General features: G+C 67.5%; 12 protein-coding genes and 1 pseudogene. 9 read left to right on the top strand and 4 right to left on the bottom strand.

All coding sequences use genetic code 11. The annotated features are described in order from the left end of the window. Positions 1-77: 77 nt before the first annotated feature. Genes A9X03_RS16515 through A9X03_RS16505 form a run of 3 tightly spaced genes read right to left on the bottom strand, consistent with a single transcriptional unit; the run spans position 78 to position 2,494 of the window. A complete protein-coding gene (locus tag A9X03_RS16515; RefSeq protein WP_067759688.1) occupies positions 78-944 on the bottom strand; it encodes an ABC transporter substrate-binding protein in 867 nt (288 codons plus the stop codon). A gap of 5 nt (positions 945-949) precedes the next feature. Then, on the bottom strand, positions 950-1,693 hold the full coding sequence (locus A9X03_RS16510) for an SDR family NAD(P)-dependent oxidoreductase (RefSeq protein ID WP_067759683.1): 744 nt from the start codon (positions 1,691-1,693) through the stop codon (positions 950-952). Positions 1,694-1,726: 33 nt separating this feature from the next. Beyond that, on the bottom strand, positions 1,727-2,494 hold the full coding sequence (locus A9X03_RS16505) for an SDR family oxidoreductase (RefSeq protein ID WP_067759678.1): 768 nt from the start codon (positions 2,492-2,494) through the stop codon (positions 1,727-1,729). Positions 2,495-2,642: 148 nt separating this feature from the next. On the opposite strand from A9X03_RS16505, the gene A9X03_RS16500 reads away from it, so the two are divergent. Beyond that, positions 2,643-3,449, top strand: a complete 807-nt coding sequence (locus tag A9X03_RS16500) for an SDR family NAD(P)-dependent oxidoreductase (protein WP_067759673.1) — start codon at positions 2,643-2,645, stop codon at positions 3,447-3,449. 10 nt (positions 3,450-3,459) lie between these two features. On the opposite strand, the gene A9X03_RS16495 is transcribed toward A9X03_RS16500, so the two are convergent. Next, complete coding sequence (locus A9X03_RS16495; protein WP_067781453.1) at positions 3,460-4,104, bottom strand: PAS domain-containing protein; 645 nt, start codon at positions 4,102-4,104, stop codon at positions 3,460-3,462. 219 nt (positions 4,105-4,323) lie between these two features. On the opposite strand from A9X03_RS16495, the gene A9X03_RS16490 reads away from it, so the two are divergent. The 8 genes and pseudogenes from A9X03_RS16490 to A9X03_RS16460 all read left to right on the top strand — a co-directional run. Continuing rightward, positions 4,324-4,989, top strand: coding sequence for a TetR family transcriptional regulator (locus tag A9X03_RS16490; RefSeq protein ID WP_067759664.1), 666 nt, complete (start codon positions 4,324-4,326; stop codon positions 4,987-4,989). An 11-nt stretch (positions 4,990-5,000) separates the two neighbouring features. Then, positions 5,001-5,195 carry a ferredoxin gene (locus A9X03_RS16485; protein ID WP_067759844.1) on the top strand — a complete coding sequence of 65 codons (195 nt, stop codon included), beginning with the start codon at positions 5,001-5,003 and terminating at the stop codon, positions 5,193-5,195. A 1-nt stretch (position 5,196) separates the two neighbouring features. Further along, on the top strand, positions 5,197-6,444 hold the full coding sequence (locus A9X03_RS16480; RefSeq protein ID WP_067759658.1) for a cytochrome P450: 1,248 nt from the start codon (positions 5,197-5,199) through the stop codon (positions 6,442-6,444). Positions 6,445-6,603: 159 nt separating this feature from the next. Next, positions 6,604-7,665, top strand: coding sequence for an amidohydrolase family protein (locus tag A9X03_RS16475; protein WP_197505044.1), 1,062 nt, complete (start codon positions 6,604-6,606; stop codon positions 7,663-7,665). Between the two features lie 8 nt (positions 7,666-7,673). Further along, positions 7,674-8,924, top strand: a complete 1,251-nt coding sequence (locus A9X03_RS16470) for a Xaa-Pro peptidase family protein (protein ID WP_067759648.1) — start codon at positions 7,674-7,676, stop codon at positions 8,922-8,924. Then, the gene (locus A9X03_RS16465) at positions 8,914-10,032 is read left to right on the top strand and encodes a Xaa-Pro peptidase family protein (RefSeq protein ID WP_067759643.1); all 1,119 of its coding nucleotides are present in this window, start codon (positions 8,914-8,916) and stop codon (positions 10,030-10,032) included. Before A9X03_RS16470 ends, A9X03_RS16465 begins: the two co-directional genes overlap by 11 nt. Before the next feature lie 2 nt (positions 10,033-10,034). After that, a pseudogene (locus tag A9X03_RS30855) lies at positions 10,035-10,153 on the top strand (enoyl-CoA hydratase/isomerase family protein); the annotation flags it as partial. 113 nt (positions 10,154-10,266) lie between these two features. Continuing rightward, positions 10,267-12,133: CaiB/BaiF CoA-transferase family protein (locus A9X03_RS16460; protein WP_231975404.1), on the top strand; the 1,867-nt coding region annotated here is incomplete at its 3' end.

The raw sequence follows: 12,133 nt of genomic DNA, 5'->3' as shown, positions 1-12,133 counted from the left end.
GCAGCACCGATCGTGGGCGGCGAGCAGCGCCGCGCGGCCGAAGCGAACATGAACCGACCTCGTTTTTCAGTGCCCGGCTAGACGGCAGGCTGGTAGATCCGCTGGGCCGGCAGCGGCGTGACGCCGAGTTCGGCGGCGACCGCGTCGAGCGCGCGCTGGGCGGTATCGAGGTGCACCCGGCCGTCGGCGGTGAAGTACGGACCGATGTAGTGCTCGTAGTGGCGTTGCAGTTCGGCGACCGTCAGCCGGTTCAAGAATGACGCCATGTGGCCGATCGCCAAATCGGGCCGTTCCGCCATGGTCTTCAGGGCACGTCGGTTGGCCCGCACCACCGCTTGGACAGCCGGGCTGTCGATCGGAAGCCGGGTCGGATCCACAGCGACTCCGACGGTGGGAATCTGGAAGTGATCTCCCACCCAGGCCAGCGCGTGGAAGCCTTCCTCCTCGGCGACCTGCTCGGGATCAAGAGTGCTCCCGACATACGCGGCGTCGATCGACTTATCCCGCAGCTTCCTCAAATCCATCTGGTAGTCACCGGGCGCGCGCACCACACACTCGAGGTCGTGATCGGGATCAAGGCCGTGCCGACGCAGCACGATTCGGGCGAAGCAGCCCGGCGCGGTGTGCGGTGCGTGCACCGCAAGCCGGCGCCCGCGAAGATCCGCCATGGATCTCACCCCGGCGCCGCCCAGGAACCAGAACAGCGGACGGTGCGTGTTGACGCTCAGGACCGTCCATTCGATGCCGTGCGTCAGTCGCGACAACACGGCACGTCCGAGGCCGATCGTCGCGCAGGAGCGCAGACGCTCTGTGTCCCAGCCTATTCCGTCCCGCACCGCCACGTGCACCCCCTCATCGTGGAAGTAACCCTCCTGATCGGCCACATACGCGACCAGTTCTTCGTGAATGCCGCGCCCGACGTAGGCCAAATCGATGGTGTGCACGGTGTTCAGTCCATCGCCAGGCCGCCGTTGACCGGCAGATAGTGCCCGGTGGTGAAACCCGAGTCCGCACTGGCCAAGAACGCGATCGTGTGGGCGACCTCCTCGGGGGTGACGAGCCTACCCATCGGCGCGGCCTCTCCGAGCTGACGCACCCGCTCGGAGGAGAGCTGCCCGGTCACCGTCGTGCCGCCCACGGTGGCGGGCGCGACGAGATTCGCGGTGATCCCGTGCGGCGCCAGCTCGAGTGCGACGTATCGGACGAACTGGTCCAGCGCCGCCTTCGCCGTGCCCAGCGCGATCATCCCTTCGCGCGGACGACGCGAAAGTCCGGTGCTCAGATAGATCAACCGGCCATATTCGCGGGAAATCATGTGCGGTACAACAGATTTGGTCAACAGGTATGCGGCGTGCAGCTCGGTGTTCACCTTGCCACCCAGTTGTTCCCAGGTGAGGTCGGCGAAGGAGGTGACGACGAACGGGATCAGCGCATTGTGGACCAGCACGTCGGCCCCGCCCCAGCGCTGCGCGATTTCGTCGACCATCGCCGACACGTCGCCGGGCACGGTGACATCGGCTTGAATCGCGACGGCTTCGCCGCCGGCCGCGGTGATGCCGGCCACCACCTCCTCCGCTTCCGGCGCGCTCGCGCGGTGGTTGACCACCACCCGCATGCCCGCCTCGGCCAGGACCCGCGCGGTCGCCGCCCCGATTCCCCGGCTTGCTCCGGTGATCAATGCGACTCGTGGCATCGGTCTCACCCCCCGGTGGCTTTCCGCGGCCGGCTAGCGCGCACCGCTGGGAGTTTGACTGGCCTTCCAGTCGCTGAAGCGGGTGGAGTAGATCGTCGGGTCTTCCCCGTCGATGGGAACGATGCTGTGGTCATCGAGTTCGGCGCCGTAGTAGCGCGCCGTCGGATCGGTCACGACCTGGCGTGCATCGCCGTCCGCGGCCAGGCTGGCGCGGGCGAAGTCGTCCATGCCCAGCTTTTCGGGACCCGCGATGTTGGTGACCCCATTGGTCGGCTCACCGGCCGCTGCGCGGCTTACGGCCGCGGCGACGTCCTTGGCGGCGATGGGCTGGAACGCCGCATGCGGCAGGCGAACAGTGTCGCCGTCGGTCGCCGAATCGGCGATGCCGCTGACGAATTCGAAGAACTGCGTCGCCCGCACGATCGAGTACGGCTGTCCCGATTCCTTGATCAGCTTCTCCTGGGCGACCTTGGCCCGCATGTAGCCGCTCTCCTGGGTGCGATCGGCGCCCACGATCGAGAGGGCTACATGGTGCTGCACGCCGGCGGCCCGCTCCGCCTCCAGCAGGTTGCGGGTGGAGGTGGTGAAGAAGTTCAGCACATCGTCGTCGGCCCACGACGGCGAATTCGACACGTCTACCACCGTGTGCACGCCCGCCACGGCCTCGGCGAGACCTTCGCCGGTCACGGAGTCGACCCCCGACCGCGGCGAGGCTGACACCGCCTCGTGCCCCAACTCCGTCAGATTGGCGATGACCTGCGACCCGATGAGTCCGCTGCCCCCGATGACCAATACCTTCATGTCGAGCCCTCCCGAGTTTCCCGATGAACTGGTCCCCTCAGCATGGCCGGTGCGCGGGACAAGGGGAACCCTCGGGCCGTACCCTCTCCCTCCGACCGCTTAAATCAACTGCTTGACTTAACCTGGTCGACGCGGATTAACTCGTCGGGTGGTCAACGAACTGGCTGGCAAGGTTGCCATCGTTACCGGCGGCGCGTCGGGAATCGGTCGCGGGATAGCGGAACGGTTCGTTGCCGAGGGGTCGCGGGTGGTCATCGCCGACGTCGAGGCGGACCGGGGCGAGGAGCTGTCCGCCACGTTGGGCGCCGGGGCGTTGTTCCGGCGCACGGACGTCTCCGATCCCGAACAGGTCGGGGCTTTGGTCGCCACCACCGTCGAGAGATTCGGCGGCCTGCACGTGATGGTGAACAACGCCGGGATTTCCAGCCCCCTGCGCCGGCTGCTCGACGACGATCTCGCCGACTTTCACCGGGTGATGGGGGTCAACGTCCTGGGGGTGATGGCCGGCACCCGGGATGCCGCTCGCCACATGGCCGAAAACGGCGGCGGATCGATCATCAACCTGACGTCGATCGGCGGAATCCAGGCGGGCGGCGGGGTGATGATCTACCGTGCTTCGAAGGCCGCGGTCGTCCAGTTCACCAAGTCGGCGGCAATCGAGTTGGCGCGCCATGAGATTCGGGTCAACGCGATTGCCCCCGGCAGCATCCCCACCCCTATCCTGGCGTCGTCGGCGGTCGACGTGGATCCGGATGAGCTGGCGCGGTTCGAGGCGAAAATTCGGCAGGGGATGCGCGACGACCGGCCACTGAAGCGGGAGGGCACGCCCGAGGACGTCGCCGAGGCGGCGTTGTACTTCGCCACCGACCGGTCGCGCTATGTCACCGGTACGGTGCTGCCGGTAGACGGGGGGACGTCCGCCGGCAAGGTGATCCGCCCCCGCAAGGGCGAGTGAGGGCGCCGCGTCAGGGCTCTTGCGCTGGATGTCCGGCGTGGGTTTCCAGCCGTAGCTTCGCGAGTGCCTGCGCGCGCTCAAGGTCCTCGGCGCCAGCGCTTTCCGTGATCACGCTGTGCGAGTGCGTCAGCACGCCGAGCACCGCTTCGCTGGGGAGATCGGGAAATTGGCGCCCGAGCACCTCGGCCGCGCGCCTCAACTCGAAAAGTTTCGGATACGCGCGCTCCTCCGGCGTCGGGGGTACGACGCGGGTGACGTCCTGGGCGTGCTGCAGGACGGCGACGGTCTTCTTGCCGTCCTTGATCGGGTCGTTCATCGGTGTCCAGACCCGGTAGACGAACGCGCCCGGGTTCCGCCGGTCGGGAAGGTCGTAGCGCTGGACCCCCATCCAGTGCCGAACCCCACGGCGGAAGACCCACTCCAGCGACGCGGAGACGTTGGCCACCCCGTCCGCTTCAGGATCAGCCGGGTTGTCCGGAAAGACGTCGAACAGCTGGTGGCCCAGCAGCTCTTCGCGCGGATGCCCCGACACGCGTTCGCAGGCGGAATTCACTGCGCGGATGCGCAAGTCGGCGTCGGCCAACAGGTACGGCGACCACTTCGATTGGAACCACGCGGATTCCTCGATCGCCGCTACCCGGCTGGCTGACAACATGCCTACCCCCGCAATGGTTCACCGTCCTGACACCGCCACGTCGCCGCCGCGCAAGAAGCCATCGTGACCCAGTGGGGCCGACCCGGGCGAGGGACCTTTGTCACCCGCTGTCCGCCATGTGGCACCGAAGCGACGCCGTCGCACGGCGAACGGCGAATGGCGAATGGCGAATTAAATCAATCGCTTGACTTAATCGCGCGGCCGCGGTTGACTGTCCGGGTGACCACCATCGGCCGGACCGTGCGAACCGAGCGGGCCAGTTCCACGCAGGAAGCGATCTTGGTCGCGGCCGAGCGGTTGTACGCCGAGCACGGCATGTTCGCGGTGTCGAACCGTCAGGTGAGCGAGGCCGCCGGCCAGGGCAATAACGCCGCGGTGGGCTACCACTTCGGCACCAAGGCCGATCTGGTCCGGGCGATCGAACACAAGCACCGCCGGCCGGTCGAGCAGTTGCGCGAGCAGATGGTGGCCGAGTTGCTCGACTCGAAGAAATCCCCGGGGATGAGGGATTGGGTCGCCTGCCTGGTGCGCCCGCTGACCGATCACCTGGAGGAGCTCGGCAATCCCACTTGGTATGCGCGGTTCGCGGCGCAGGCGATGACCGATCCCGCGTACTACAACATCATCGTCAAGGGCGCGCTGAGCTCACCGTCGCTGGTCCAGGTCGTCGACGGCATCAACCGCTGCCTGCCCGACCTGCCGGCCGAAGTGCACTTCGAACGAAACATCATGGCCCGCAACCTGTTGATGCACACGTGCGCCGATCGGGAACGAGCGCTGGCCGCGGGTGCTTCACCGTCCCAGCGGTCCTGGCGGGCCGCGGCATCGGGCCTCATCGACGCCATCGTGGGCTTGTGGCTTGCGCCCGTCACGCCGTACGAGTGAAAGGTCTGCAGATGAAAGTGGCTGTCGACCAAGACGTCTGCGCGTCATCGGGGAACTGCGTGTTGAACGCGCCCGAGGTGTTCGACCAGCGCGACGATGACGGCGTCGTGGTTCTGCTCAACCCCAGTCCATCGCCCGAACAGGCCGACGGCGCCCGGCGGGCAGCCGCGGCCTGCCCCGCGCTCGCCATCCACATCGAGGAATGACATGTCGGAAACGCTGACCAACACTTCCGCGGCCGAGGCGGCATCCGGGATCCCGGATTATCCGATGCCGAGGCAGGTGGGCTGCCCGTTCGCGCCGCCGCCTGGTGTGATGGCGCTGGCCAAGATGCGACCGCTGTCCCGGGTCCGGATCTGGGACGGCAGCACACCGTGGCTCATCACCGGGTACGAGCAGGTGCGGGAGCTGTTCTCGGATTCCCGGGTCAGCGTCGACGACCGGCTGGCCGGTTTTCCGCACTGGAACGCGGGCATGTTGTCCACGGTGCACAAGCGGCCGCGTTCGGTCTTCACCGCCGACGGGGAAGAGCACACCCGGTTTCGGCGCATGCTGTCGAAACCCTTCACGTTCAAGCGCGTTGAGGGTCTGCGCCCGGCCATCCAGCAGATCACCGACGATCACATCGATGCGATGCTGGCCGGCCCGCGGCCCGCCGACGTGATCACCGCGCTGGCGTTGCCGGTTCCGTCGTTGGTGATCAGCCAGTTGCTCGGGGTCCCGTACGAGGACGCCGACATGTTCCAGCACCACGCGAATGTCGGGCTCGCGCGGTACGCGACGGGCGAAGACACCGTCAAGGGCGCCATGAGCCTGAACAGGTATCTCGCGCAGCTCGTCGAGGCCAAGATGGAGGATCCGGGCGAGGATGCGGTGTCCGATCTCGCCGAGCGGGTGAAGGCCGGCGAGCTGAGCGTGAAAGAGGCGGCGCAGCTGGGTACCGGGTTGCTGATCGCCGGGCACGAGACCACCTCGAACATGATCGGCCTCGGGGTGCTCGCGCTGCTGATGAACCCGGACCAGTTGGCGGTGTTGCGCGACGCCGAGGACCCCAAGGTCGTTGCCAGCGCGGTCGAGGAATTGTTGCGCTACCTCAGCATCATTCAGAACGGTCAGCGTCGCGTCGCGCTCGAAGACATCCACATCGCCGGCGAGACGATCCGCGCCGGCGAAGGGATCATCATCGACCTGGCCCCGGCCAACTGGGATCCGCACGCATTCCCCGAGCCCGACCGGTTGTACCTGCACCGCTCGGGGGCCGACCGCAACGTCGCTTTCGGCTACGGCCGGCATCAGTGCGTGGGACAGCAGCTCGCCCGCGCCGAGCTGCAAATCGTGTACCGCACCCTGCTCCGCCGCATCCCGACGCTCGAACTGGCCGTCCCGGTCGAGGACGTGCCCCTCAAAGACGACCGACTCGCCTACGGCGTCTACGAACTTCCGGTGACCTGGTAGCCCCCGGGTCGCTACGCTCACAACGCCGATCCGAATGGAGGGTCAACGATGACGACTCAAACAAGCACCGTTTCGCTCTATCCGCCCGGCGGCTTCGGCGCCCCCAAGGATCGCCGCGGCCACGCCTCGGGCGCGGACGTCGGCCTGCCGCCGGGAACCGTGGTGTTCTCCGCGGACAACCACATCTCGCTGGCGGATGACATTTTCTACCAACGCTTTCCCGACGACCTCAAGGACAAAGCGCCGCGGATCTGGTACGAGGACGGCGCCTACCAAGTCGGCCGCAAGGGTCAGTCGTTCCTGCCGGGTGACTTCAGTGCGGTGCTGATGCAATACGACGACCTTCCGGGCGCGGCAAGCACCAACATCGAGGCGCGCATCCAGGAGCTGCACGACGACGGCGTCGAAAAGGAACTGGCGTTCCCCAACGCGATCCTGGCGCTGTTCCATTACCCGGACAAGAAACTTCGCGAACTGGCCTTCCGCATCTACAACGAGTACATCGCCGAGCTCCAGGAACGCTCGGATGGCCACTTCTACGGCGCCGGCCTGATCAACTGGTGGGACCCCCAAGGGACCCGACGGACGCTGGACGAGCTGAAGTCACTGGGGCTCAAGACTTTTTTGATGCCACTGAACCCGGGCAAGGATGACGACGGCAACCCGATCGACTACTCCAGCACGTCGATGAGCCCGGTGTGGGATGAGATCGAAGCCGCCGGCCTTCCGGTCACCCACCACATCGGGGAGACGCCGCCGAAGAGCCCGACCGAGTTCAACAGCGTCGTGGTCGGGATGATGATCAACATCGACGGCTTCCGGGAGACGTTCGCCAAGTACATCTTTGGCGGCATCCTCGACGATCATCCCGGCCTGCGGATCGGCTGGTTCGAGGGCGGCATCGCCTGGGTTCCGTGGGCGTTGCAGGACGCCGAGCACCTGGTCGCCTCCTACCAGCACATGTTCAACCGCCCGTTGCAGCACGACGTGCGGTACTACTGGGACAACCATATGAGCGCGTCGTTCATGGTCGACCCGCTCGGCCTGCAGCTGATCGACAAGATCGGTGTGGACAAGGTGATGTGGTCCAGCGACTACCCGCACAACGAAAGCACCTACGGGTATTCCGAGAAGTCGCTGGCCGCCGTCGTGGACGCGGTCGGCCCCGCCGACGCCGCGAAGATCGTGAGCGGCAACATCACCGCATTTCTGGGCCTGTAGGAGACCCGATGACGACGTTCGCGCAAGCGGGCGCGGGCACCAGCAGCCTGGTGATCCCCGAGACGCCAGACCTGGGCCGCATGCGCCGCGAAACAGGGGACCGGCTCCGCTCGGCGATGGCCGAACGCGGCGTCGACGCGCTGATCCTGCTGGGCAACAGCGCGGTGGTCTATGCCACCGGGACGAGTTGGCCGCTCGGCGACGCCGGGCTGTCCTATGTGGAGCGGCCGGTCGCCGTCGTGCTCGCCGGGGACGAGTGGCCGCACCTGTTCCTGCCGTTCCGTGAGGGCGCGTCGCAGGAGTCGGACCTGCCCACCGATCATGTGCACGGCCCGGTCTATCTCGAATTCGACGAGGGCGTCCAAGAATTCGCGCGCCTGCTGGCCGGCTTGATCCCGGCCCAGGCGGTGATCGCGGTCGACGAGTGCACCGGCGCCATGTCGCGCGCCGCGAAGTCGCTGTTTCCCGGCGGTCCGCCCGTCGATGCCGCGGCCGTTGTGAGCGCCGCCAAGTCGGTGAAGACGCCGGACGAGTTGTCGTGCATGCGCACCGCCATCCGCATCACCGACGAGGCGATGGTGGAGGTGCACAAGCGACTGGCTCCGGGGATTCGCCAGATCGAGTTGTCGGCGAGCTTTTTGCGGCGGGCCTTCGAGTTGGGTGCCACCGCCAGCATGCTCGAACCGATCTGGCAGGTGATGCCGCCGAGCAAGGCCGACGGCGTATGGACCACGCACGGCGACCTGGCGTTGCCGCTGCTGACCACCGAGCGGGTGCTCGCCGAGGGCGACGTGCTGTGGACCGACGTCAGCATCACCTACCGGGGCTACTGCTCGGATTTCGGCCGCACGTGGATCGTCGGCAGGGACCCGTCGCCACGCCAGCGGGCGCAGTTCGACCGGTGGTTCGAGATCATGACCGCCGTTCTCGGTGTCGCCAAAGCCGGCGTCACGGCGGCCGATCTGGGCCGGGCCGCCATCGAAGCCAATGGCGGGAGCAAGCCGTGGCTGCCGCACTTCTACCTGGGCCACGGGATCGGTGTGAACGCCGCCGAAATGCCCATGATCGGAACCGATCTCGGCGCCGACTTCGACGAGAGCTTCGTCCTGCGGCCCGGCATGGTGCTGGTCTTGGAGCCGGTCGTGTGGGAGGACGGCACCGGCGGTTACCGCAGCGAAGAGGTCTTGGTAATCACCGAGGAGGGCTGGATCCGCTTGACCGACTACCCCTATGACCCTTATGGCTCCCATGTCAGTTGAAGTTTGCCCCGACGACCGTGCGCTGCGCTCGGGTCGCCGCCGGCGTGTGCTGGATCAGATGGCGGCGCGCGACCTCGACGTCCTGGTTCTCGGCCGCCAAGCCAACGTCCGATACGTCACCGGCGCGCCGCAGTTGTGGGTCGCCGGCACCCGGCCGTTCGGCCCGACGTGTGTGCTGGTGCGCGACACCGGCGCGATCCATCTGCTCAGCACCTGGGATGAGGGCGTCCCCGACGACATCCCGCACGAAAACCTCTACGGGATCACGTGGAACCCGATGAACACCGTGTCGGCGCTGCAGCGCATCGACGGGGCCGCCGCCGCCCGGCGCGTCGGAACCGACGCGATCTCACCTGTGTTCGCGCAGTTGTTGCCGACGGCGTTCCCCAACGCGGAACTCGTGGACGGCGAACTGGCGATGCGCGCCGCCCGGCGCATCAAGACGGCCGAGGAACTGGTCCCGTTGCGCGAGGCAATCGCGGTCGCCGAGTCGGGCTTGGCCGCTGCCGTGTCCGAATTGCGGCCCGGGGTAACCGAACAGGCGCTCGCCGGCGTCCTGCTGGAGGCCGTCGCGGCCGGCGGGGTGAGCACGCCGTCGAACCAGGATGTCGCATGGGTGACCTCGCCAGACCACCCGTGGCGGCTAGCCACCAGCGACGGCCGGGTGAAAGATGGCGACCTGGTGGCGTTCTCGGCCGGTGTGCTGGCCGGTGGCTACGTCGGCGAGGTTGGACGCACCTGGCCGGCCGGCGCGGCCCGCGGTGCGGCGGCGCTGTATCGGCGCTGGAACAGCCTGTGGGACAGGCTGCTAGCCGCATGCCAACCCGGAACCGGAGCAGGTGAGTTGTTGTCCGCCTACGAGGCCGCGGGGGAGGCCGCGCCGCCGATGCCGGTCGCCCGCGGGCTGGGCATGGGCTTTGACCCACCCGTCATCTCCAATCGCCTGCCGGCGACCGCCGCGGGGGAACGGCTCGAGGCCGGCATGGTGTTGGCCGTGACTGGCTACGTGTGGGAGCAGGGAACCGGTGCCGTCTTCGGGCGGGAGGCGGTACTCATCTCCGCCGACGGACCCGAGGTGCTGACTTGCAGCCCGTCGTGGCACGAATAGTCATGTCCGGCAACTCGGAACCCTCCGCCGAGGAGATCGTCAGGTACCACAAGGATGGCGAGACCCGCATCGCCCCATCACGTTCGATCGGCCGGATCAGCTGAATGCGCCCACGATCGCCGGGCTGGGCGGGGCGGTGAGAGACAACGACGGTAAGTTGCCACCGGAATGGCGGCCGAGCAAGAAGGGGCGCAAGGGCGCCAAGAAAGACACCGACCGAAAGCGGAAGCGGTAGTGGCGGAACCGACCCCCGAACCACCGTTGGCCGGCTATGCCGTGGTCGACCTGTCCACCGGGATAGCGGGCGCCTACTGCACCAAGTTGCTCGCCGACGGCGGGGCCGACGTCGTCAAAGTCGAGCCGCCGAAGGGCGATCCACTGCGTTCATGGTCCGCCTCCGGCACCCGCATACCACCCGGCGGTGACGGCGCGCTGTTCAGCTTTCTGGCCGGAGCAAAGCACAGCGTCGTCGCGGATCCGGGCATCGAAGACGACGTCGAGCTGGTCGACAGGCTGCTCTCGGCCGCCGATGCGGTGGTGTGGTCGGGCGGCTCGAAAGTCGCCGAACACGACGATTTTTCGCCTACGGCAATGCACCGCCGCTACCCGCATCTCACCGTCATGTCGATCACGCCCTTCGGCCTCCAGGGGCCGTGGCGTGACCGTGCGGCCACCGAATTCACGCTGCAGGCATGGTCGGGCGGCATCATCGGCCTCGGCCGTGGCGAACCGGGCCGGGCGCCGGTGTTCGTCGGCGGACAGGTCGGCGAGTACATGGCCGGCGTCCACGCGAGCGCGGCGATGCTGGCATCGCGCTACGGCCGAACCTGCGGCGGCGCCGGCGAACTCCTGGACCTGTCGATGCTGGAAACCCAGATCTTGTCGCTGACCTATTATCCCGTCACCTATTTCGAGATGCTCGGGCGGCCGTGGCGCGACGCGCGGCGCCTTACCGTTCCGGGCGTCGCCCGCGCCAAGGACGGACTCGTCGACGTCGGCTGCGGGACCGCGCAACAGTGGTTCGACCTGTGCGCGATGATCGGCCGTCCGGAATGGATCGACGAACACCTCGAACTGACGATCACCGAGCGGGCCAACCTCAACGCCGACGAGATCTACGCGTGGTTCGAAGACCACACCGTGGAGGAGATCCGAGAACTCGCGACGGCGTTCCGGATACCCAACGCTCCGGTTGCCAACGGCGCCAACGTCGCATCCCTTGACCACTTCGTCGAACGCGGCTCGTTCGTGCGCAGCCCCGACGACCGGTTTGTCCAACCGGGCCATCCTTATCGACTGCATCCCCCACTGCTGTGCCGGCCCCAACCGGCGCCGCGGCTGGGGGAGCATACGGCGCATTATCGGACCGCAAACCTGACCCTCCGCCCCGGGCCGAGCCGGCCGGCAAACCCGCTGCCCCTGAACGGGGTTCGCGTGCTCGACTTGACGACGTTCTGGGCCGGCCCATGCTGCACGCATTTCCTGGCGATGCTGGGCGCCGACGTCATCCACGTCGAGTCCGTCCGCCGCCCCGACGGGACCCGGCTGATCGCCGGCGTTCCCGTCACCGAAACCCAGTGGTGGGAGCGGTCGCCGATTTTCGCGGCGCTCAACACCAACAAGAAAGACTTGACGCTGGACCTGCAGACCCCCCGCGGGCGGGAGCTACTGCGCCGGTTCATCGCGACCTGCGACGTGGTCGTCGAGAATTTCACGCCCCGCGTCCTCGAGCAGATCGGGCTGGATTTCGCTGCCGTGCAGGCCATCAAGCCCGACGCGGTGCTGGTGCGGATGCCGGGGTTCGGCCTGGACGGGCCGTGGCGCGACAACCCGGCCTTCGCCTATGTCATCGAGGCGGCGTCCGGACTGACGTGGCTGACGGGATACGCCGACCGCACGCCCTACGATCCCTACTCGATCGGTGACCCCAATGCGGGCATGCACGCCGCGAATGCGGTGCTGCTGGCGCTCTCGCACAGGCGGCGCACCGGCCGGGGCGTGTTCGTCGAAGCGGCGATGGTCGACGCCGCGCTCAGGGCCTCCCACTGCTCGTCGGTGTTCACCGCGATCGCTACCCAGCTGTCGGACCGGCCGAACTCAT

Origin of the sequence: Mycobacterium sp. E1715 (genome assembly GCF_001667625.1) — a bacterium.
Lineage (GTDB): Bacteria > Actinomycetota > Actinomycetes > Mycobacteriales > Mycobacteriaceae > Mycobacterium.
Note: the sequence above shows the minus strand (reverse complement) of the source record. Positions and strands in the feature narration are given on the sequence as shown.